Source organism: Streptomyces sp. CRCS-T-1 (genome assembly GCF_024442335.1).
GTDB lineage: Bacteria > Actinomycetota > Actinomycetes > Streptomycetales > Streptomycetaceae > Streptomyces > Streptomyces koelreuteriae.
Genome location: NZ_CP101651.1, coordinates 2,039,818 through 2,062,593 on the forward strand (window position 1 = coordinate 2,039,818; position 22,776 = coordinate 2,062,593).

The following is a 22,776-nucleotide window of genomic DNA, read 5'->3' on the forward strand; positions in this document are numbered from 1 at the left end:
TCGGACCGCGTAGCCGCATCCATTACGCCCCACCGTACCGCCTTGCGCCGCGGCCGTGCGGGGAGCGATGTCGTGTTCACTCAGGGCTGCAAACATCAAAACCCCCCGTTCCGTTCCGTATCCTGTGCCCGCTCATTCCCGGTCTGTTCGCCCGCACGCCCCTTCGGAAGCAGTGCGAGTACGCTCCGTACACTCTCTCTACGAATTTCCTCGCGGTCGCCGTTCAACCGCCAAGCCTCCACTTTTCCGCCGCGGGCAGAACCGGAATCAAACCCGAAGGGCCCCTTCCCGGCGACGAAGTCCGTCCCTGCGGCCCGTCCGTCCTGCGGCCGGGAACCCGCTACACCGCTGGTCACGCCGGCGGGACAGGCGCTCATGGAGCCCCGGAAGACGTGGGTCGCCCTGGAAGCCGATGCGGCCTCCGCCGCGACGAGGCCACCGGTCGACGACTCCACGACGGCGAGCTTTCCGCCCTTCACCGTGAGTGATCGCACCACGTCAGTGGCCGTGGAACTCACGCTTCCTTCTCCTCCAACGCGGCCTTGCGCTCGGCAATTCCCTGCCTGCGCAGCACAATGGCCTGTTTCACATAGTCGAGTCCGGTCGCCACGGTCAGCACGACCGCCGCGGCCATCACCCACCACCTCAGGGTGGCCAGCCACCCCGTCAGCGCCAGCACATACATGCCCACGGCCACGCCCTGGGTGAGGGTCTTGAGCTTGCCGCCGCGGCTGGCGGGGATGACGCCGTACCGGATGACAACAAAACGCAGGAGGGTGACCCCGAGTTCCCGCCCGAGGATGACGCCGGTCACCCACCACGGCAGATCCCCGAGCGCGGAGAGACAGATCAGCGCCGCCCCCATGATCGCCTTGTCGGCGATGGGGTCGGCGATCTTCCCGAAGTCCGTGACCAGGTTGTACGTGCGCGCCAGGTGACCGTCGAAGATGTCGGTGATCATGGCGATGGCGAAGGCCGCCCAGGCGAGGGCACGCCAGGCCGGGTCGTAGCCGCCGTCCGCGAGCATCAGCGCCACGAAGGCCGGCACGAGGACCAGCCGGAGCATGGTCAGGAGGTTGGCGATGTTCCAGACGCTGGCCTGGTTGACGGCCGCCGCCGTCAGTTTCCCGCCCCGCCCGCTCTTGTCCTCACCCTGGGCGTCGGCGCCGGCCCCGTCCGAGCCCTCACCGACGACAGCCCCACCGCCACTCGTACCGTGCGCCGTACCGGACGTCCCGCCGTCGGCCGACCTCGCGGCCGTACGGCCGACCGCCGAGCCGGGCACCTTCCCCGAGGCCGCGCCGGACGCGGGCCTCCTCGCGCCGGAGGCGCCTCCCGCCGCGGCTGCCGGGACACCGGTCATCTGCCCGCCTCCTCACTCCACGCAGGCGAGGCGAACGAACCCTGCAGGGGCTCGGCCACCAGGTCGACACCCTCCGTACCGACCACCTTCGCCTCGACCATACGACCGGTGCGGAGCCCCGCGCCGCTCGTGAGCTGCACCTGGCCGTCCGTCTCGGGCGCCTGGTGGGCGGCGCGGCCGTAGACGCCCTCCTCGTCGACGGACTCGACGAGCACGTGCAGCGTCTGGCCGACGCGCTCCTCGGCGCGCTGCGAGACGAGTTCCTCGGCCAGCCGCGAGACCCGGGCCAGCCGCTCGGCGACCACGTCCTCGTCGAGCTTGTTCTCGTAGGTCGCCGCCTCGGTGCCCTCCTCGTCGGAGTAGCCGAAGACGCCGATGGCGTCCAGCCGCGCGCCGCTCAGGAACCGCTCCAGTTCGGCGAGGTCGGCCTCGCTCTCGCCGGGGAAGCCGACGATGAAGTTGGAGCGCACACCCGCCTCGGGCGCCTTGCTCCGGATGGTGTCGAGCAGCTCCAGGAAGCGGTCGGTGTCGCCGAAGCGGCGCATCGCGCGCAGCACGCCGGGTGCGGAGTGCTGGAAGGAGAGGTCGAAGTAGGGCGCGACCTTCGGCGTGGACGTCAGGACGTCGATCAGCCCGGGCCGCATCTCCGCGGGCTGGAGGTAGCTCACCCGGACCCGCTCGATGCCGTCGACCTCGGCCAGCTCGGGCAGCAGCGACTCCAGCAGGCGGATGTCGCCCAGGTCCTTGCCGTAGGAGGTGTTGTTCTCGGAGACCAGCATGATCTCCTTCACGCCCTGCTCGGCCAGCCAGCGCGTCTCGTTCAGCACGTCGCTCGGGCGGCGGGAGATGAAGGAGCCGCGGAAGGACGGGATGGCGCAGAAGGAGCAGCGCCGGTCGCAGCCGGAGGCGAGCTTCACGGAGGCCACCGGGGCGCCGTCCAGACGGCGGCGCAGGGGCGCGCGGGGACCGGAGGCCGGAGCGAGGCCTTCCGGAAGGTCGGCCGGGGCGTGCCCGGGCAGCGCGACCTCGGCGGCGGACTCCTGCCGCTCCGCCGGGCTGATCGGCAGCAGCTTGCGCCGGTCGCGCGGGGTGTGCGAGGCGTGGATGCCGCCGTTGAGGATGGTCTGGAGCCGGTCCGAGATGTCCGTGTAGTCGTCGAACCCGAGCACACCGTCGGCCTCGGGGAGCGCCGAGGCGAGTTCCTTGCCGTACCGCTCGGCCATGCAGCCCACCGCCACGACGGCCTGGGTTCTGCCGTGCCCCTTGAGGTCGTTGGCCTCCAGGAGGGCGTCGACGGAGTCCTTCTTGGCGGCCTCGACGAAGCCGCAGGTGTTCACGACGGCGACGTCGGCGTCCTCGGCGGCTTCCACGAGCTGCCAGCCGTCCGCCTCCAAACGGCCTGCGAGCTCCTCGGAGTCCACCTCGTTACGGGCGCAGCCAAGGGTGACCAGTGCGACGGTACGGCGTTCAGGCATGGGCTCAAGAGTACTTCGTCCCACTGACACCCCACGTCGACGGGGTTGGCCGTTCCCGGCCAACCCCGTACGTCGAGCACCCCTCGGGCGCGGTCACCCGGCCTCGGGGTCGCCCTTCGTGTAGGTGAGACGTTCCACGGAGCCGGGCTGGAAGTCGTCCTCGATCTTCTTGCCGTTGACGAAGAGGTCGATCGCGCCGGCGTCCCCGAGGACGAGGTGCACCTTCGAGCTGTCCTGGAAGGTCTTGGAATCGCCCTGCTTGAGGACACCGTCGAAGAGCATCCGGCCGTTGTGGTCCTTGGCGGCGATCCAGCTGCGGCCGTCGGCGGCGGCCACCCGGACCGTCACCTTGTCCTGGGGCGCGGCCGCGATGGCACTGTCGGAGGGCTTGGGCTTGGGGTCGGCGGGCTTCTTGGACTTGGTGGTCGGGGAGACGGACGCACCGGGCGTGGAGCCGTCGGCCACATTGGCCCCGTCGGCGCCGTCGTCGCCGCCCTGGAACATGGTGAATCCGACGAAACCGATCACGACGACGATCGCGGCGACCATGGCCGCGGTCCAGTTGGGCCCCCGCCGCTCCGGGCGGATGCGTTCCGCCTCGAACAGGGGAGCTGCCGGGGTCGGCGCCGGACGGCCGCCGTGGGTGTCGCCGTACTGGGCGAGCAGCGGCGCGGGGTCGAGGTGGACGGCCTTGGCCAGGGTCCTGATGTGCCCTCGGGCGTAGACGTCGCCGCCGCAGGCGGTGAAGTCGTCGGCCTCGATGGCGTGCACGATGTTCATGCGGACCCGGGTGGCGCTACTGATGTCGTCGACGGTCAGTCCGGCGGCGATACGCGCCTGCTGCAGGACACGGCCGATGGAGGGGCGGGCTTCCTCGCGGTCGTCTTCGACGCGCTCGTCTTCGAACGGACGCTCGTCTTCAGGGGAGTTGCCGATGGACACGGGGGCGCCTTTCGAGCGTGTAGCCGCCTGTGCTGGAGGTTCAGTCTAGGGGGGGTAGGAAAGGGTGGGGCAACCGGGCGGAGTCACTTTGTACGCCATCGGAATGGCCCGACATTCCGATGGTGGGGTCGGTCCTTTTCGCCTCCCTCAACTTGACGTACGCCGGAGGGAAACGGTTGCTCAATGATCCCTAACGGGTGAGTCACGATCCGGCCACCGGTTGCCGTACAGGCCCCGGGAGGCGACCGTGTCCCGTTTCCCTACCCTTCAGACTCCCCCCGGATCAGCGCGAGCACGCCATCCAGCTCATCAGGCTTCACAAGAACGTCACGTGCCTTGGAACCCTCGCTCGGTCCGACGATGTTCCGGGACTCCATCAGGTCCATCAGCCGCCCTGCCTTGGCGAAGCCGACGCGCAGTTTGCGCTGGAGCATGGACGTCGACCCGAACTGCGTGGAGACGACCAGTTCGGCGGCCTGGCACAGCAGGTCGAGGTCGTCGCCGATGTCCTCGTCGATCTCCTTCTTCTGCTTGGTGCCGACGGTGACGTCGTCCCGGAAGACGGGCGCCATCTGGTCCTTGCAGTGCTGGACGACGCCCGCGATCTCCTCCTCGGTCACGAAGGCGCCCTGCATACGGGTCGGCTTGCTGGCTCCCATCGGCAGGAACAGCCCGTCGCCCTTGCCGATGAGCTTCTCGGCGCCCGCCTGGTCGAGGATGACGCGCGAGTCCGCCAGCGACGAGGTGGCGAAGGCGAGCCGCGAGGGCACGTTCGCCTTGATCAGACCGGTGACGACATCGACCGACGGCCGCTGCGTGGCGAGCACCAGGTGGATGCCGGCCGCGCGCGCGAGCTGGGTGATGCGCACGATCGCGTCCTCGACGTCCCTCGGCGCCACCATCATCAGGTCGGCGAGCTCGTCCACGATGACCAGCAGATACGGATACGGCTGAAGCTCCCGCTCGCTGCCCTCGGGCGGCTTGGCCTTGCCCTCGCGCACGGCCCGGTTGAAGTCGTCGATGTGCCGGTACCCGTAGGCCGCCAGGTCGTCGTAGCGCAGGTCCATCTCGCGTACGACCCACTGGAGCGCCTCGGCGGCCCGCTTGGGGTTGGTGATGATCGGCGTGATCAGGTGCGGGATGCCCTCGTAGGCGGTCAGCTCGACCCGCTTGGGGTCGACGAGGATCATCCGGACGTCCTCGGGGGTCGCCCGCATCATGACCGAGGTGATCAGGCAGTTGATGCACGAGGACTTGCCGGAGCCGGTGGCACCGGCGACCAGCATGTGCGGCATCTTCGCCAGCGAGTGCATGACGTAGCCGCCCTCGACGTCCTTGCCGAAGGCGACCAGCATCGGGTCGTCGTCCTCCGCGGATTCCGCCAGACGGAGTACGTCACCGAGGTTGACCATCTCCCGGTCGGTGTTCGGGATCTCGATGCCGACCGCGGACTTGCCAGGGATCGGGCTGATGATCCGCACGTCCGGGGAGGCGACGGCGTAGGCGATGTTCTTGGTCAGCGCGGTGATCCGCTCGACCTTCACGGCGGGGCCGAGCTCGACCTCGTAGCGCGTGACCGTCGGTCCGCGGGTGAAGCCGGTGACACTGGCGTCCACCTTGAACTCGGTGAAGACGGTGGTGAGCGACTGGACGACGGCGTCGTTGGCGGCGCTGCGGGCCTTGCCCGGGCCGCCGCGCGTCAGCAGGTCGAGCGACGGCAGGGAGTAGGTGATGTCACCGGAGAGCTGCAGTTGCTCCGCGCGCGCGGGCAGGTCGCGGGGCTCGGAGGGCGGGGCCTTGGTGAGGTCCCGGACGCCCGCCTTCGGCTTCTCCCGCTCGGGCTCGTCCTGCTTGAGAAGCTTGTCCTGCTTGGGCTTGCCCTTGTCCTGCTGGGGGCGCGCGGCCGGGACGGGCGTCGGCGTGGTCGCCTCGCGGTCCCCCACCGTCACGCCCTGGGTGAGGTCGGCGACGATCGGCGAGGGCGGCATCCCGTGCATGACGGCACCGTCGAGCGCGGCGGCGGCCGCGGCGGCGACGTCCACCGCGTCCATGGGCCGGTTCATGTCGGGCTGCGGCACGGCGGACCGCCGGGGACGGCCGCGGCGCCGGGAAAGGGCCTCCTGCTCGGCGGTGTCGGGGTCGTACTCCGCGGGCGCCGGCGTGCGCCGGCCGCGCGGCCGGGCGGGCAGCGCCTCCCGCCACTGCTCCTCGTAGCGCTCGTCGTCCTCGTCGAACTCGTCCTCGGCCGGGTCGCGGACGATCCCGAGCCGCACCCCGAGCAGCCGCAGCCGCTGCGGAATGGCGTTGACGGGAGTGGCCGTGACGACCAGCAGCCCGAAGATCGTCAGCAGCACGAGCAGCGGCACGGCGAGCACATGGCCCATGGCGTACGACAGCGGCGTCGCCATGGCCCAGCCGATGAGCCCACCGGCGTCCCTTATGGCCTGCATGCCTGCGCCGCGCGCGGGCGAGCCGCAGGCGATGTGGACCTGGCCGAGCACGCCGATGACGAGCGCGGACAGGCCGATGACGATGCGTCCGTTGGCCTCGGGCTTCTCCGGGTGGCGGATGAACCGCACGGCGACGACCGCGAGCAGTATCGGCACGAGCAGGTCGAGCCGGCCGAAGGCGCCCGTCACCAGGATCTCGACCAGATCGCCCACGGGGCCCTTCAGATCGGCCCAGGTGCCAGCGGCGACGATCAGCGCGATGCCGAGCAGCAGCAGTGCGACCCCGTCCTTGCGGTGCGCCGGGTCGAGGTTCCTGGCGCCCTGCCCTATGCCGCGGAAGACGGCACCGACGGCATGCGCGACGCCGAGCCACACGGCCCGCACGAGCCGGTAGATGCCCCCGGTCGGGCTGGGTGCCGGTTTGGGCGCGGGCTTCTTCGCCGCGGCCTTCTTGGCGGGCGGCTTCTTCGCGGGAGCCTTTTTGGCAACGGCCTTCTTCGCCGGAGCCTTCGCTGAAGCGGCCGCCTTCTTCGCGGGCGGCTTCTTGGCTGCGGAGGAACGTGAGGCCATGGGTGTGAGGTTACCGGTGGAGACGGCAGGGGACACGTGTGCCTACGGCTTCACCCGTTCGTGTCGCTCCGGGAGAGGCGCGAAACTGACGCGCGTTCATGGACGGGCAACCACGCCCGCCCGCGCGTCAGTTCTGCGAGGACACCGAAGGCGTGCTCCCGGTGCCCGGCTCCAGGGCGTCCAGCGCCCGCCGCAACCCGGTGAGCTTGCGCTCCAGATGAGCCGCCGTGGCCACCGCGGCCGCGTCCGTCGACTCGTCGTTCAGCTGCTTGGTCAGCGCCTCGGCCTGTTCCTCGACGGCCGCGAGCCGCGCCGAGAGCTCCGCGAGCAGCCCGGCCGACTCCTTGGCCTCGCCGCCCGCGCTCTTGTCGCCGCCCTCCAACTGGAGCCGCAGCAGCGACGCCTGCTCACGCAGCTGGCAGTTCTTCATGTACAGCTCGACGAAGACGGAGACCTTCGCGCGCAGCACCCACGGGTCGAACGGCTTGGAGATGTAGTCGACCGCGCCCGCCGCGTAACCCCGGAAGGTGTGGTGCGGGCCGTGGTTGATCGCCGTGAGGAAGATGATCGGGATGTCCCGCGTCCGCTCACGCCGTTTGATGTGCGCCGCTGTCTCGAAGCCGTCCATGCCCGGCATCTGGACGTCCAGCAGAATGACCGCGAAGTCGTCCGTGAGCAGCGCTTTGAGTGCTTCCTCCCCGGACGATGCCCGCACCAGCGTCTGATCGAGCGCAGAGAGGATCGCCTCCAGCGCCAGCAGATTCTCCGGCCGGTCATCGACCAGGAGGATCTTGGCCTTCTGCACCATGGCCCGCCCTCCTCGCCCCGGCGTGGGGCCTCCCCTGTCCGCAGGACCTGGGGACGCACCGGTCGGTGCCGCCCCAGGGGACGACTCCCTTACGTCGCCCGTCCTTGTGCCGGTCATCGTAGCCGCACCCTGCCTGTCGCCACACCCTGTCACCGTGATGTCACTGTGCACGTAGCGGAAACGCAGCAGGAGACCAGAAGGTTCCCCAGATCTTGTACTTCTACACGACTATGCGCACATCGAGTCGGCAACTCCGCGTGAACACCGAACCTTCCCCGCACGGTTGCGCGACGCCCCGACGTTCCCCTCATTCCCCTCGCATCCACTGATCCATCACCGTCAGCAGGTGATCGGGGTCGACCGGCTTCGTGACGTAGTCGGAGGCACCCGACTCGATCGCCTTCTCCCGGTCGCCCTTCATGGCCTTCGCCGTCAGCGCGATGATCGGCAGCCCGGCGAACTGCGGCATCCTGCGGATCGCCGTGGTCGTCGCGTACCCGTCCATCTCGGGCATCATGATGTCCATCAGGACGACCGCCACATCGTCGTGCTGCTCCAGCACCTCGATGCCCTCACGGCCGTTCTCGGCGTACAGCACGGACAGGCCGTGCTGCTCCAGGACACTGGTCAGGGCGAAGACGTTGCGGATGTCGTCGTCGACGATGAGGACCTTCTGGCCCCCGAATCGGATGCCGCGCTGCGTCTTCGGCGCCAGTTCCTGCTCGGAGGGCGCCCACTGCTCCGGCGGCGCGGGACGCGCCTCCAGTTCGGGCATCCTGCGGCGCCGCCGGAACAGGGCCGCCGGTCCGTTCTGCGTGTCCCGGTACGACTTCACCTCCGCCGGAGTGTCGACCTCCACCTCGGACAGCTCCGACAGGTCGGGCGACGACATCAGGTCACCGGCCTCCAGGGCGGGAAGCTGCTGCTGGTAGCCCTGCGGCGGCAGTTCGCTGGGGTGCAGCGGCAGATACAGCGTGAAGGTCGAGCCACGGCCCGTCTCGCTCTGCGCGTAAATCTCACCGCCGAGCAGCTGGGCGATCTCCCGCGAGATGGACAGCCCGAGGCCCGTACCGCCGTACTTGCGGCTGGTCGTGCCGTCGGCCTGCTTGAACGCCTCGAAGATCACCCGCATCTTGCTGGAGGCGATACCGATCCCGGTGTCCGTCACGGAGAACGCGATCAGCTCGGCGTCCGGGTCGGTCAGCGACCCGGTCTCCAGCAGCTGCTCCCGGATCCGCTGCGGCACGTCGTCCCGCGCCGGCCTGATGACCAGCTCCACCGACCCCGAATCGGTGAACTTCACCGCATTCGACAGCAGGTTGCGCAGCACCTGCAGCAGCCGCTGCTCGTCGGTGTGCAGCGTGGCGGGCAGCTCCGGCGAGACCCGCACCGACAGGTCCAGGCCCTTCTCCGCGGTCAGCGGGCGGAACGTGGCCTCCACGTAGTCCACGAGCTGTACGAGCGCGATACGCGTCGGGGAGACGTCCATCTTGCCCGCCTCGACCTTCGACAGGTCGAGGATGTCGTTGATGAGCTGGAGCAGGTCGGAACCGGCCCCGTGGATGGTCTCGGCGAACTCGACCTGCTTCGGGGAGAGGTTCCCCTCGGCGTTGTCGGCGAGCAGCTTGGCCAGGATCAGCAGCGAGTTGAGCGGCGTACGCAGCTCGTGCGACATGTTCGCCAGGAACTCGCTCTTGTAGCGCATCGACACCGCGAGCTGCTCGGCGCGCTCCTCCAGGACCTGCCGCGCCTCCTCGATCTCGGTGTTCTTCACCTCGATGTCGCGGTTCTGCTGGGCCAGCAGCTCGGCCTTCTCCTCCAGCTCGGCGTTGGACGCCTGGAGGGCCTTCTGCCGCTGCTCCAACTCCGCCGACCGCTCGCGCAGTTGCTCGGTCAGTTCCTGCGACTGCGCCAGCAGCAGCTCGGTCTTGGTGTTGACCGAGATGGTGTTGACGCTCGTCGCGATCATCTCGGCGATCTGGTTGAGGAAATCCTTCTGGATCTGCGTAAAGGGAGTGAAGGAGGCCAACTCGATGACCCCGAGCACCTTGCCCTCGAACAGCACCGGCAGCACGATCACCTGCGCGGGCGGTGCCTCGCCGAGCCCCGAGGAGATCCTCAGATAGCCGCTGGGCGCGTTCTCCACGAGGATCGTGCGCTTTTCCGTGGCGGCCGTCCCGATGAGCGCCTCACCGGGCTGGAACGACGTCGGCATGGAGCCCATCGAGTAGCCGTACGAGCCGAGCATGCGCAGCTCGTACTGGTCGTCGCCCGCGGGGTTCTTGTCCTCGCCGTCGACGAGCGGCATCGCCAGGAAGAACGCGCCGTGCTGCGCGGACACCACCGGCGTCAGCTCGCTCATGATCAGCGAGGCCACGTCCTCCAGGTCGCGCCGGCCCTGCATCAGCGCCGAGATCCGGGCCAGGTTGCCCTTGAGCCAGTCCTGCTCCTTGTTGGCGATCGTGGTGTCGCGCAGGTTGGCGATCATCTTGTTGATGTAGTCCTGGAGCTCCTGGATCTCCCCGGACGCGTCCACGTCGATCTTCAGGTTCAGGTCGCCACGGGTCACCGCGGTCGCCACGCGCGCGATGGCACGCACCTGCCGGGTGAGGTTCCCGGCCATCTCGTTCACGGACTCGGTCAGGTCGCGCCACGTCCCGTCGACGTCACGCACGCGTGCCTGCCCGCCGAGCTGCCCTTCCGTGCCCACCTCGCGGGCCACACGCGTGACCTCCTCGGCGAAGGACGACAGCTGGTCGACCATCGTGTTGATGGTCGTCTTCAGCTCCAGGATCTCGCCGCGGGCGTCGATGTCGATCTTCTTCGTCAGGTCACCCTTGGCGATGGCCGTGGTCACCATGGCGATGTTGCGCACCTGGCCGGTGAGGTTGGACGCCATGCCGTTCACGGACTCGGTCAGGTCCTTCCACGTACCGGCCACACCCGGCACATGCGCCTGACCGCCGAGGATGCCGTCCGTGCCCACCTCGCGGGCCACCTTGGTGACCTGCTCGGCGAACGAACTCAGGGTCTTCACCATCGTGTTGATGGTGTCGGCGAGCTGCGCGACCTCACCGCGCGCCTCGATGGTGACCTGCCGTGTCAGGTCGCCGTTGGCGACCGCCGCCGAGACCTGGGAGATGTTCCGCACCTGCGTGGTGAGGTTCTTGGCCATCAGGTTGACGTTGTCACTCAGGTCCTTCCAGATGCCCGTGACACCCGGCACGTGCGCCTGGCCGCCCAGGATGCCCTCGGTGCCCACCTCACGGGCCACCCGGGTCACCTGCTCGGCGAAGGAGGAGAGCTGGTCCACCATCGTGTTGACGGTGGTGACCAGCTCGAGGATCTCGCCCTTGGCGTCGACGGTGATCTTCTTCGACAGATCGCCCCGGGCGACCGCGGTCGTGACCTCGGCGATGTTGCGCACCTGGATGGTCAGGTTGTTCGCCATGCCGTTCACGGACTGGGTGAGGTCCTTCCAGGTGCCGGAGACACCCTGCACCTCGGCCTGACCGCCCAGGATGCCCTCGGTACCCACCTCGCGGGCCACACGCGTGACCTCTTCGGCGAAGGAGGAGAGCTGGTCCACCATCGTGTTCAGGGTGTTCTTCAGCTCGAGGATCTCCCCGCGCGCGTCCACGGTGATCTTCTGCGACAGGTCACCCCGGGCCACCGCCGTGGCCACCTGCGCGATGTTGCGCACCTGGCCGGTCAGGTTGGACGCCATGCCGTTCACGGAGTCGGTCAGGTCGCGCCACACACCGGCGACGCCGGGCACCTGCGCCTGACCGCCCAGCCGGCCGTCCGTACCCACCTCACGCGCGACCCGGGTCACCTGGTCGGCGAAGGCCGAGAGCTGGTCGACCATCGTGTTGATGGTGTTCTTCAGCTCGAGGATCTCCCCGCGCGCGTCGACGTCGATCTTCTGCGACAGGTCGCCCCGCGCCACGGCCGTCGTGACCTGCGCGATGTTGCGCACCTGAGAGGTCAGGTTCCCGGCCATCGAGTTGACGGAGTCCGTGAGCTCCTTCCACGTGCCCGACACGCCGTCCACCCGGGCCTGACCGCCGAGCCGGCCCTCCGTGCCCACGTCCCTGGCCATCCGGGTCACCTGGTCGGCGAAGCTCGACAGCTGGTCCACCATCGTGTTCACGGTGTTCTTCAGCTTGAGCATCTCGCCGGAGACGTCGACCGTGACCTTCTGCGAGAGGTCGCCGTTGGCCACCGCCGTCGTCACCTGGGCGATGTTCCTCACCTGTCCGGTGAGATTCCTGAACGCCGTGTTGACGGAGTCCGTCAGGTCCTTCCACGTACCGGCCGCGCCCGGCACCTGCGCCTGGCCGCCCAGCTCACCCTCGACACCGATCTCACGTGCCACACGCGTCACTTCGGCACCGAAGGCCGACAGCTGATCGACCATCGTGTTGACGGTGTTCTTCAGCTCCAGCATCTCGCCGGCCACGTCGACCGTGACCTTCTGCGACAGATCACCATTGGCGACGGCCGTCGTCACGGCGGCGATGTCTCGCACCTGCGTGGTCAGATTCCGGAAGACCGTGTTCACCGAATCGGTGAGGTCCTTCCACGTTCCCGCCGCACCCGGCACATTCGCCTGGCCGCCGAGCCGCCCCTCCGCTCCGACCTCGTTGGCCACACGCGTGACCTCGTCCGCGAAGATCCGCAGCGTCTCGGTCATCTGGTTGATCGTCTCGGCCAGCTGCGCGACCTCGCCGCGCGCCGGCACGGTCACCTTCCGCGACAGATCACCGTTGGCGACCGCCGTCGTGACCTCCGCGATCCCACGCACCTGGGCCGTGAGGTTCCCGGCCATGGTGTTCACCGAATCGGTGAGTTCCTTCCACACACCGTCGACCCCGGGCACCTGTGCCTGCCCGCCCAGCGCGCCCTCGGTGCCCACCTCACGGGCCACCCGGGTCACCTCGGAGGAGAACGCCGACAGCTGGTCCACCATCGTGTTGACGGTGTTCTTCAGCTCCAGCATCTCGCCGGCCACCTGGACCGTGACCTTCCGGGACAGATCACCCTTGGCGACCGCCGTCGTCACCAGCGCGATGTCCCTCACCTGGGCCGTCAGCCGGTACGCCATGGTGTTGACGGAATCCGTGAGATCCCGCCACGAACCCGACATGCCACGCACACGTGCCTGCCCGCCCAGCTTGCCCTCGGTGCCCACCTCACTGGCCACACGCGTGACCTCGTCGGTGAACGTCGAGAGCTGGTCGACCAGGTTGTTGACCGTCCGCCCGACCTTCAGGAACTCGCCGCGCAGCGGATGCCCGTTCCCGTCCGGGGCCTGCGTCCGCAACTCCATACGCGGCGACAGATCACCCTCGGCCACCGCGGACAGCACCCGGCTGACCTCGGAAACCGGCCGCACCAGGTCGTCCACCAGGGCGTTCGAGTTGTCGATCGCCGTCGACCAGGAGCCCTCGCAGGCCCCGGTCTCCAGCCGCTCGGTCAGCTTGCCCTCACGGCCCACCATCCGCCGCACCCGGGCCACCTCGCCCGTCAGATGCAGATTCCGGTCGGCCACCTCGTTGAAGACCGCCGCGATCTCGGCCATCACGCCGTCCCCGGACACCGTGAGCCGCTTGCGGAAGTTCCCGTCCCGCATCGACACCAGGGCCGCCATCAGACGGTTCAGGGCCGCCGTATCCACCTCGGTGGTGCCATTGCGCGTTTTGCCCTGGTTACCCGGGGACTGTTTGCCCTGGTTGCTCGGGGACTGTCCGCCTTTCGCGCGCGTCTTCGTGCCACGCGTCGCTGCGCCAGACTCCACTGTGTCCCTCCCGCAGGGGTCGACCGTCACTGCTGTGCTCGGGTACCGCGCTCGGCGTACCAGTTACTACTGCGTATTCTCTGCCCTGCATATCAGGCGCTTGCCAGAGGGCTGCTGCCCGCCGTACGCCCTGGGCACTCAGCCTGCCCGGACCTTCACAAGAAGCTTGCCCAGTGTTTCACCCTGGCCGAACCAGGCCATAACAGTTCGGCAGCTTCGCACATCGTCCGCACACCCTCCGGACGGAAACACTGCAGACCGGCATCCGAATGGACCGCGAAGGTAAGTAACCTTGCATCCGGCTGTCCAGCCGCGCCGGTCCGTCCGGCCTGGGCGGTGGCACGAAGACGAGCGGGCATCGGAGGGGCGGCCGCACACATGACCACCGGACTGATCCCGGGGGGACAGCCCCCGGACCCCCGGCCGACGGGCAGCCTGCCGCAACAGCGGCGCGAGCCGGTCGGCCCCGCAGCCCAGCACGTCGAGAACCGGTCAAGGAGTTCTGTGATCACCGCGCGCGCGGCCGCCAGTTTCGAGCCCGTCGGGCGCTCGGTCGCGAGCGCCCGCTCCTTCGTTCGCGACACCCTCCAGGGCTGGGGCTTCGCCGACATCGTCGACGACGCCGTGGTTCTCACGAGCGAACTGGTGACCAACGCCGTGGTCCACGCCGGCACATCGGCCGACCTGCTGTGCCTGCGCAGCGACGAGGGCGTGCGCATCGAGGTGGCCGACCGGTACCCCGAGCGGGAGATCCCGCTCCAGGGCACGGCCATCAACATGGGCAGCCCCGACCGCGAGGGCGGCCGCGGCCTCCAGCTCTGCGCCGCCCTCGCCGGCCGCTGGGGCGTCGAGTACACCCCCACGCACAAAACCGTCTGGTTCCAACTCGACCTGCCCGCACGCGCGGTCGGCACCCGAGCGGCCGGTCCTGCCCTCCCCGCCGACCTCCTCCCCCTGGCCGACGGCCGGGTCCGCGTGGCCGTCGTCCAGATCGACCGCACCGGCCACATCAGCGCCTGGAGCGAGGACGCCGAGGAACTCTTCGGCTACCCCGCCGAGCAGGTCACCGGCAAGCCCCTGACCGACCTCGCGGCCTGGCCGCACACCCCGGGCACCAGCACGGGCATCGCCGAGGCGCTCCAACTCTCCCGCTGGGAGGGCAGTTACGGCATCCGTGCCGCCACCGGCCGCGTCACCCCGGTCTACGCCTCCCACCTGCGCGTCCGCGACACCGGCGGCGAGCCGTCAACCGTGTGCCTCCTCGTGAGGGACCACGAAAGGGCCGTTCTGCAGACGCCTCTGCGCGGTCCCGCCTCGGACACCTCGACCACCTCCGAGGGCCAGAGCACCGACCCCTTCGAGGTGTTCATCGGCTCCCCCGCCCCGGACGACCTCGACGGCCTCCTCCAGCGCACGGTGGAACGCGCCCGCGACATGCTCGACGGCGACTCTGCCTTCCTCCTGCTGGCCACGGACGACGAGACGGAACTGGAGGTCCGCGCCTCCACGGGCCTGCCCTCCGCCCGCCAGCGCTTCGCCCGCGTCCCCGTCGAGGCGGGCCCCGGCCGCTACGGCTCGGCCCGTATGCCGGCCGTCCACGACGACCTGACAGCGGTCCCCGGAGCCGTGCCCCTGCTGAACAGCACGGGCATGCGCTCGGTCGTCACCGTCCCCCTGAAGGTGGAGGGCCGCCTCACAGGCTCCCTCGGTGTCGCCGCCGAGTCCCCCGGCAGATACTCCAACGAGGAGGCGCTGCGCCTCCAGTTCGCCGCCGACCGCATCGCCCTCGCCGTCGAATCGGCCCGCCTCGGCGAACTGGAACGCCTGCGCCGCGGCTCCCTGAGCTTCCTGGTCGAGGCGTCCGACCTGCTGGCCGGCACCCTGGACCGCGACCAGACCCTGGCCCTGATGGCCCAGATGACGGTCCCGACCCTCGCCACCTGGTGCGCCGTCTACACGATCGCCGACCAGGCCTCCGAGCCGTACCTCTCGTACGTCCTGCACGAGGACGAGGAACTCATCGACGGCATCAAGTCCCTGCTGTCGAAGGTCCCCCCGCCCGACCCGGTCCCCACCCCCGGCGCCCGCGTCTGGACGGCCCCCGGCGAGGTGGCCCACCAGGCGGCCCTGCGCAGCTCCATGCGCAGCCTCGGCCTCAGCGGCGGCCCCACCCACCAGGTCACCCCCGGCATCGGCCCGACCCTCGCCACGGCCTCCGCCGTCGGCGGCGAGACGGTCGTCCTGCCGCTGGTCGCCCGCAACCGCGTCATCGGCATGCTGACCCTCGGCAAGCCGACCGACGAGCACTTCCGCCAGGAGATCCTGGAACTCGCCGAGGACCTCTCCCGCCGGGCCGCCCTGGCCCTGGACAACGCCCGCCTCTACTCGGAGCGCACGGCGATCAGCCAGTCCCTCCAGCGCAGCCTCCTGCCCCCCGAGCTCCCGGTGATCGCGGGCGTCGAGGTCGAGGTCATCTACCGCGCGGCGGGCGAGGGCAACGAGGTCGGCGGCGACTTCTACGACGTCTTCCCCATCAGCGACGGCGCCTACGGCTTCGCCATCGGCGACGTATGCGGTACGGGCCCGAACGCCGCCGCGGTCACCGGCCTGGCCCGCCACGCCCTGCGCCTCCTGGCCCGCGAGGGCCTCAGCGGCCCGGCGGTCCTGGAGCGCCTCAACTCCGCCATCCTCGACGAGGGCGCCCGCAGCCGCTTCCTCACCCTCCTCTACGGCGAGATGCGGCCCCAGGAGGACGGCAGCGCCGAGCTGAAGGTCGTCTGCGCCGGCCACCCCCTCCCGCTGCGCCTGCGCCAGGACGGCTCTGTCGAACCTGCGGCCGAACCCCAGCCGCTCCTCGGCGTCATCGAGGACCTGGAGCTCTACGAGCAGACGGTCACCCTCGACCCGGGCGATGTCCTCCTGTGCGTCACGGACGGCGTCACCGAACGCCGCGAAGGCGCCCGCATGCTGGGCGACGACGGCCTCGCCGACGTCCTCACGACCTGCACGGGCCTGACGGCCGGAGCGGTCGCGGCCCGCATCATGCGCGCGGTGGAACGCTTCGCGTCGGACGCCCCGTCCGACGACATGGCGATCCTGGCCATGCGCGTCCCGGGCCTCCACAAGGACTAGGACAGGGAAAAGGCCCCACCCGTTAGGGTGGGGCCTTTTCTGCTGGAGCCCCCAAGCGGAATCGAACCGCTGACCTTCTCCTTACCATGGAGACGCTCTACCGACTGAGCTATAGGGGCCTGTCGCCTTGCGGTTTCCCGCGCGGCAACGGAATAGATCATACCCCGAACAGACCCGTGCTCCCAACCACGTCAGAAGGCGGGCTGCAGCAGCCCTCCGAGGGCGTTGCACGCGGAGACTATGCGCTGCATGTCCCGCTTGGTCAACGTCGCGTCGACGGGCAGCGCGAGCGTCTCGTCGGCGGCTCGCTCCGTCTCCGGGAGAGAAACACACCGCCGGAATTCGGGCAGCCGATGCACGGGGGTCTTCACCGGCACCCGGCATTCAACTCCCTTGGCCCGCACGGCCCGTGCGAAGGCATCCCGGTCCGGTCGCCCGTTACCCGGAACCCGAACGACGTACTGCTGGTAGGTGTGCCCGTCACCGTCGTCCGGTGTCCGCACTCCCCTCAGCTTCGCGTGGAGATAGCCGGCACGCTCCCTGCGCTGCGCTATCTCGTCGTACGGCGCCTCGGACTCTCCTTGTTCCAGCACGAGCAGTCCGTGCCGCGCTCCCAGCGTGTGCAGCCGCGCGAGGTCGGCGAGCCGTCCGAAGCGGTGCACGACAACCACGGCCGCGGTGCGCGGAGTTACCGCCGCTTCCACAGCGACGGCGTCGAGGCAGTAGGTGGCAGGATCTATGTCGGCGAACACCGGCATCGCCCCGGCCATGGCAACGGCCTCGGCGACCTCGACGTTCCCGAAGGCCGGCACGACGACCTCGTCACCGAGTCCGACTCCGGCGGCCCTGAGCATTGCAGCAGTACCCATGCTTTGGATGCTGAGCGCGCAACGTGAACTTCAAGTGACGCGGAACAAAAAAGGGCCGGTCCCGTAACCAAAGTTACGGGACCGGCCCTTTGAATGATTGTTCGGCGGCGTCCTACTCTCCCACAGGGTCCCCCCTGCAGTACCATCGGCGCTGAAAGGCTTAGCTTCCGGGTTCGGAATGTAACCGGGCGTTTCCCTAACGCTAAAACCACCGAAACACTATGAAACTGTAAACTGCCGCACCATACCGTGACCTGGGTATGGGGCTGTTCGTGGTTTCAGAACCAACACAGTGGACGCGAGCAACTGAGGACAAGCCCTCGGCCTATTAGTACCGGTCAACTCCACACGTTACCGTGCTTCCATATCCGGCCTATCAACCCAGTCGTCTACTGGGAGCCTTACCCTCTCAAGGAGGTGGGAATACTCATCTCGAAGCAGGCTTCCCGCTTAGATGCTTTCAGCGGTTATCCCTCCCGAACGTAGCCAACCAGCCATGCCCTTGGCAGAACAACTGGCACACCAGAGGTTCGTCCGTCCCGGTCCTCTCGTACTAGGGACAGCCCTTCTCAATATTCCTACGCGCACAGCGGATAGGGACCGAACTGTCTCACGACGTTCTAAACCCAGCTCGCGTACCGCTTTAATGGGCGAACAGCCCAACCCTTGGGACCGACTCCAGCCCCAGGATGCGACGAGCCGACATCGAGGTGCCAAACCATCCCGTCGATATGGACTCTTGGGGAAGATCAGCCTGTTATCCCCGGGGTACCTTTTATCCGTTGAGCGACGGCGCTTCCACAAGCCACCGCCGGATCACTAGTCCCGACTTTCGTCCCTGCTCGACCCGTCGGTCTCACAGTCAAGCTCCCTTGTGCACTTACACTCAACACCTGATTGCCAACCAGGCTGAGGGAACCTTTGGGCGCCTCCGTTACTCTTTAGGAGGCAACCGCCCCAGTTAAACTACCCATCAGACACTGTCCCTGATCCGGATCACGGACCCAGGTTAGACATCCAGCACGACCAGACTGGTATTTCAACGACGACTCCACCCACACTGGCGTGCGAGTTTCAAAGTCTCCCAGCTATCCTACACAAGCCGAACCGAACACCAATATCAAACTGTAGTAAAGGTCCCGGGGTCTTTCCGTCCTGCTGCGCGAAACGAGCATCTTTACTCGTAGTGCAATTTCACCGGGCCTATGGTTGAGACAGTCGAGAAGTCGTTACGCCATTCGTGCAGGTCGGAACTTACCCGACAAGGAATTTCGCTACCTTAGGATGGTTATAGTTACCACCGCCGTTTACTGGCGCTTAAGTTCTCAGCTTCGCCACCCCGAAGAGTGACTAACCGGTCCCCTTAACGTTCCAGCACCGGGCAGGCGTCAGTCCGTATACATCGCCTTACGGCTTCGCACGGACCTGTGTTTTTAGTAAACAGTCGCTTCTCGCTGGTCTCTGCGGCCACCCCCAGCTCAGAGCGCGAAGCTCATCACCGGATGTGGCCCCCCTTCTCCCGAAGTTACGGGGGCATTTTGCCGAGTTCCTTAACCATAGTTCACCCGAACGCCTCGGTATTCTCTACCTGACCACCTGAGTCGGTTTAGGGTACGGGCCGCCATGAAACTCGCTAGAGGCTTTTCTCGACAGCATAGGATCATCCACTTCACCACAATCGGCTCGGCATCAGGTCTCAGCCTTGTGTGCGACGGATTTACCTATCGCACGGCCTACACCCTTACCCCGGGACAACCACCGCCCGGGATGGACTACCTTCCTGCGTCACCCCATCACTCACCTACTACCAACTTGGGTCACCGGCTCCACCACTTTCCTTTCCCCGAAGGGTCCGGAACGGCTTCACGGGCTTAGCATCACTGGATTCGATGTTTGACGCTTCACAGCGGGTACCGGAATATCAACCGGTTATCCATCGACTACGCCTGTCGGCCTCGCCTTAGGTCCCGACTTACCCTGGGCAGATCAGCTTGACCCAGGAACCCTTAGTCAATCGGCGCACACGTTTCTCACGTGTGAATCGCTACTCATGCCTGCATTCTCACTCGTCAACCGTCCACAACTCGCTTACGCGGCTGCTTCACCCGGCAGACGACGCTCCCCTACCCATCACAGCACCCGTTGGGGCTTATTGCTGCAATGACACGACTTCGGCGGTACGCTTGAGCCCCGCTACATTGTCGGCGCGGAATCACTAGACCAGTGAGCTATTACGCACTCTTTCAAGGGTGGCTGCTTCTAAGCCAACCTCCTGGTTGTCTCTGCGACTCCACATCCTTTCCCACTTAGCGTACGCTTAGGGGCCTTAGTCGATGCTCTGGGCTGTTTCCCTCTCGACCATGGAGCTTATCCCCCACAGTCTCACTGCCGCGCTCTCACTTACCGGCATTCGGAGTTTGGCTAAGGTCAGTAACCCGGTAGGGCCCATCGCCTATCCAGTGCTCTACCTCCGGCAAGAAACACACGACGCTGCACCTAAATGCATTTCGGGGAGAACCAGCTATCACGGAGTTTGATTGGCCTTTCACCCCTAACCACAGGTCATCCCCCAGGTTTTCAACCCTGGTGGGTTCGGTCCTCCACGAAGTCTTACCTCCGCTTCAACCTGCCCATGGCTAGATCACTCCGCTTCGGGTCTTGAGCGTGCTACTGAATCGCCCTGTTCGGACTCGCTTTCGCTACGGCTTCCCCACCCGGGTTAACCTCGCAACACACCGCAAACTCGCAGGCTCATTCTTCAAAAGGCACGCAGTCACGAGATGGAAGCAAGCTTCCATCCGACGCTCCCACGGCTTGTAGGCACACGGTTTCAGGTACTATTTCACTCCGCTCCCGCGGTACTTTTCACCATTCCCTCACGGTACTATCCGCTATCGGTCACCAGGGAATATTTAGGCTTAGCGGGTGGTCCCGCCAGATTCACACGGGATTTCTCGGGCCCCGTGCTACTTGGGTGTCTCTCAAACGAGCCGCTGACGTTTCGACTACGGGGGTCTTACCCTCTACGCCGGACCTTTCGCATGTCCTTCGCCTACATCAACGGTTTCTGACTCGTCCTGTCGCCGGCAGACGACAGAAGAGAGATCCCACAACCCCGTATACGCAACCCCTGCCGGGTCTCACACGCATACGGTTTGGCCTCATCCGGTTTCGCTCGCCACTACTCCCGGAATCACGGTTGTTTTCTCTTCCTGCGGGTACTGAGATGTTTCACTTCCCCGCGTTCCCTCCACACTGCCTATGTGTTCAGCAGCGGGTGACAGCCCATGACGACTGCCGGGTTTCCCCATTCGGAAACCCCCGGATCAAAGCCTGGTTGACGACTCCCCGGGGACTATCGTGGCCTCCCACGTCCTTCATCGGTTCCTGGTGCCAAGGCATCCACCGTGCGCCCTTAAAAACTTGGCCACAGATGCTCGCGTCCACTGTGCAGTTCTCAAACAACGACCAGCCACCCATCACCCCACCCTTACCAGGTGAGTTCACTGGGGCCGGCGACTGAGGAAAAGTTCGTTCCCTCAGACACCCAACAGCGTGCCCGGCCGGCTCCCGTCCGAAGATCAGCGTTCCACGCCCCCAAAGGGAGCAGTACTAGCAGCCTCCGACCCAAGAATCCGGCCGAATAGTCAACGTTCCACCCATGAGCAACCAGCATCAGACGTTCGCTGATGTACTGGCCTCTGACCTCACCCCGAGGGGATCGGTAAGAAGTGCTCCTTAGAAAGGAGGTGATCCAGCCGCACCTTCCGGTACGGCTACCTTGTTACGACTTCGTCCCAATCGCCAGTCCCACCTTCGACAGCTCCCTCCCACAAGGGGTTGGGCCACCGGCTTCGGGTGTTACCGACTTTCGTGACGTGACGGGCGGTGTGTACAAGGCCCGGGAACGTATTCACCGCAGCAATGCTGATCTGCGATTACTAGCGACTCCGACTTCATGGGGTCGAGTTGCAGACCCCAATCCGAACTGAGACCGGCTTTTTGAGATTCGCTCCACCTCGCGGTATCGCAGCTCATTGTACCGGCCATTGTAGCACGTGTGCAGCCCAAGACATAAGGGGCATGATGACTTGACGTCGTCCCCACCTTCCTCCGAGTTGACCCCGGCGGTCTCCCGTGAGTCCCCAGCACCACAAGGGCCTGCTGGCAACACGGGACAAGGGTTGCGCTCGTTGCGGGACTTAACCCAACATCTCACGACACGAGCTGACGACAGCCATGCACCACCTGTACACCGACCACAAGGGGGCGCCTGTCTCCAGACGTTTCCGGTGTATGTCAAGCCTTGGTAAGGTTCTTCGCGTTGCGTCGAATTAAGCCACATGCTCCGCCGCTTGTGCGGGCCCCCGTCAATTCCTTTGAGTTTTAGCCTTGCGGCCGTACTCCCCAGGCGGGGCACTTAATGCGTTAGCTGCGGCACGGACAACGTGGAATGTTGCCCACACCTAGTGCCCACCGTTTACGGCGTGGACTACCAGGGTATCTAATCCTGTTCGCTCCCCACGCTTTCGCTCCTCAGCGTCAGTATCGGCCCAGAGATCCGCCTTCGCCACCGGTGTTCCTCCTGATATCTGCGCATTTCACCGCTACACCAGGAATTCCGATCTCCCCTACCGAACTCTAGCCTGCCCGTATCGACTGCAGACCCGGGGTTAAGCCCCGGGCTTTCACAACCGACGTGACAAGCCGCCTACGAGCTCTTTACGCCCAATAATTCCGGACAACGCTCGCGCCCTACGTATTACCGCGGCTGCTGGCACGTAGTTAGCCGGCGCTTCTTCTGCAGGTACCGTCACTTTCGCTTCTTCCCTGCTGAAAGAGGTTTACAACCCGAAGGCCGTCATCCCTCACGCGGCGTCGCTGCATCAGGCTTTCGCCCATTGTGCAATATTCCCCACTGCTGCCTCCCGTAGGAGTCTGGGCCGTGTCTCAGTCCCAGTGTGGCCGGTCGCCCTCTCAGGCCGGCTACCCGTCGTCGCCTTGGTGAGCCATTACCTCACCAACAAGCTGATAGGCCGCGGGCTCATCCTTCACCGCCGGAGCTTTTAACCTCCACTCAGGAGAGTGGAGATGTTATCCGGTATTAGACCCCGTTTCCAGGGCTTGTCCCAGAGTGAAGGGCAGATTGCCCACGTGTTACTCACCCGTTCGCCACTAATCCACCCCGAAGGGCTTCATCGTTCGACTTGCATGTGTTAAGCACGCCGCCAGCGTTCGTCCTGAGCCAGGATCAAACTCTCCGTGAATGTGTACCGGTAATCCGGTCGACACCACGAGAGCGGAACAGTCAGGCGGAATAGGCCCGACCGTTCACAGCGTCCTCGCTGTGTTTTTTCAAAGGAACCT

9 protein-coding genes, 1 tRNA gene and 3 rRNA genes are annotated in these 22,776 nt (G+C 66.7%); 1 reads left to right on the top strand and 12 read right to left on the bottom strand.

What is annotated here, in order from left to right; all coding sequences use genetic code 11:
• Window positions 1–95 precede the first annotated feature (95 nt).
• The 7 genes from NNW99_RS08975 to NNW99_RS09005 form a co-directional block, all read right to left on the bottom strand.
• Entirely contained in the window at window positions 96–518 is a 423-nt protein-coding gene (locus NNW99_RS08975; protein ID WP_215118180.1) for a CinA family protein, read from the bottom strand.
• Window positions 515–1,363, bottom strand: a complete 849-nt coding sequence (gene pgsA, locus NNW99_RS08980) for a CDP-diacylglycerol--glycerol-3-phosphate 3-phosphatidyltransferase (protein ID WP_215118181.1) — start codon at window positions 1,361–1,363, stop codon at window positions 515–517. Before pgsA ends, NNW99_RS08975 begins: the two co-directional genes overlap by 4 nt.
• The gene (gene rimO, locus NNW99_RS08985; protein WP_215118182.1) at window positions 1,360–2,838 is read right to left on the bottom strand and encodes a 30S ribosomal protein S12 methylthiotransferase RimO; all 1,479 of its coding nucleotides are present in this window, start codon (window positions 2,836–2,838) and stop codon (window positions 1,360–1,362) included. Before rimO ends, pgsA begins: the two co-directional genes overlap by 4 nt.
• Window positions 2,839–2,931: 93 nt before the next feature.
• The gene (locus NNW99_RS08990) at window positions 2,932–3,780 is read right to left on the bottom strand and encodes a helix-turn-helix domain-containing protein (RefSeq protein ID WP_215118183.1); all 849 of its coding nucleotides are present in this window, start codon (window positions 3,778–3,780) and stop codon (window positions 2,932–2,934) included.
• Window positions 3,781–4,040: 260 nt separating this feature from the next.
• Window positions 4,041–6,800 (bottom strand): DNA translocase FtsK, encoded by a 2,760-nt coding sequence (locus NNW99_RS08995; RefSeq protein ID WP_215118184.1) that lies wholly within the window; start codon window positions 6,798–6,800, stop codon window positions 4,041–4,043.
• Window positions 6,801–6,927: 127 nt separating this feature from the next.
• Complete coding sequence (locus tag NNW99_RS09000; protein WP_215118185.1) at window positions 6,928–7,608, bottom strand: two-component system response regulator; 681 nt, start codon at window positions 7,606–7,608, stop codon at window positions 6,928–6,930.
• A gap of 307 nt (window positions 7,609–7,915) precedes the next feature.
• Window positions 7,916–13,408, bottom strand: coding sequence for a HAMP domain-containing protein (locus NNW99_RS09005; RefSeq protein ID WP_215118186.1), 5,493 nt, complete (start codon window positions 13,406–13,408; stop codon window positions 7,916–7,918).
• A gap of 378 nt (window positions 13,409–13,786) precedes the next feature.
• Here NNW99_RS09005 and NNW99_RS09010 point away from each other — a divergent pair, with 378 nt between their 5' ends.
• Window positions 13,787–16,540 carry a SpoIIE family protein phosphatase gene (locus tag NNW99_RS09010; protein ID WP_215118187.1) on the top strand — a complete coding sequence of 918 codons (2,754 nt, stop codon included), beginning with the start codon at window positions 13,787–13,789 and terminating at the stop codon, window positions 16,538–16,540.
• A gap of 43 nt (window positions 16,541–16,583) precedes the next feature.
• Here the strand turns inward: NNW99_RS09010 and NNW99_RS09015 are convergent.
• From NNW99_RS09015 to NNW99_RS09035, 5 genes are all read right to left on the bottom strand, one after another.
• Window positions 16,584–16,659 (bottom strand) — tRNA-Thr (locus NNW99_RS09015).
• Between the two features lie 72 nt (window positions 16,660–16,731).
• A complete protein-coding gene (locus NNW99_RS09020; protein ID WP_215124212.1) occupies window positions 16,732–17,394 on the bottom strand; it encodes a DegT/DnrJ/EryC1/StrS family aminotransferase in 663 nt (220 codons plus the stop codon).
• A gap of 114 nt (window positions 17,395–17,508) precedes the next feature.
• A 5S ribosomal RNA gene (gene rrf / locus NNW99_RS09025) occupies window positions 17,509–17,625 on the bottom strand.
• 92 nt (window positions 17,626–17,717) lie between these two features.
• Window positions 17,718–20,838: ribosomal RNA gene (locus NNW99_RS09030) — 23S ribosomal RNA — on the bottom strand.
• A 313-nt stretch (window positions 20,839–21,151) separates the two neighbouring features.
• Window positions 21,152–22,676, bottom strand: a 16S ribosomal RNA gene (locus NNW99_RS09035).
• The 16S, 23S and 5S rRNA genes sit together here, the layout of an rRNA operon.
• Window positions 22,677–22,776: the final 100 nt, after the last annotated feature.

Excerpts from the sequence above, each read along its gene's own strand:
- rimO (WP_215118182.1), bottom strand. The coding sequence starts at position 2,838 with ATGCCTGAACGCCGTACCGTCGCACTGGTCACCCTTGGCTGCGCCCGT.
- NNW99_RS08995 (WP_215118184.1), bottom strand. The coding sequence starts at position 6,800 with ATGGCCTCACGTTCCTCCGCAGCCAAGAAGCCGCCCGCGAAGAAGGCG.
- NNW99_RS09000 (WP_215118185.1), bottom strand. The coding sequence starts at position 7,608 with ATGGTGCAGAAGGCCAAGATCCTCCTGGTCGATGACCGGCCGGAGAAT.
- NNW99_RS09010 (WP_215118187.1), top strand. The coding sequence starts at position 13,787 with ATGACCACCGGACTGATCCCGGGGGGACAGCCCCCGGACCCCCGGCCG.
- NNW99_RS09020 (WP_215124212.1), bottom strand. The coding sequence starts at position 17,394 with ATGCTCAGGGCCGCCGGAGTCGGACTCGGTGACGAGGTCGTCGTGCCG.
- pgsA (WP_215118181.1), bottom strand. The coding sequence starts at position 1,363 with ATGACCGGTGTCCCGGCAGCCGCGGCGGGAGGCGCCTCCGGCGCGAGG.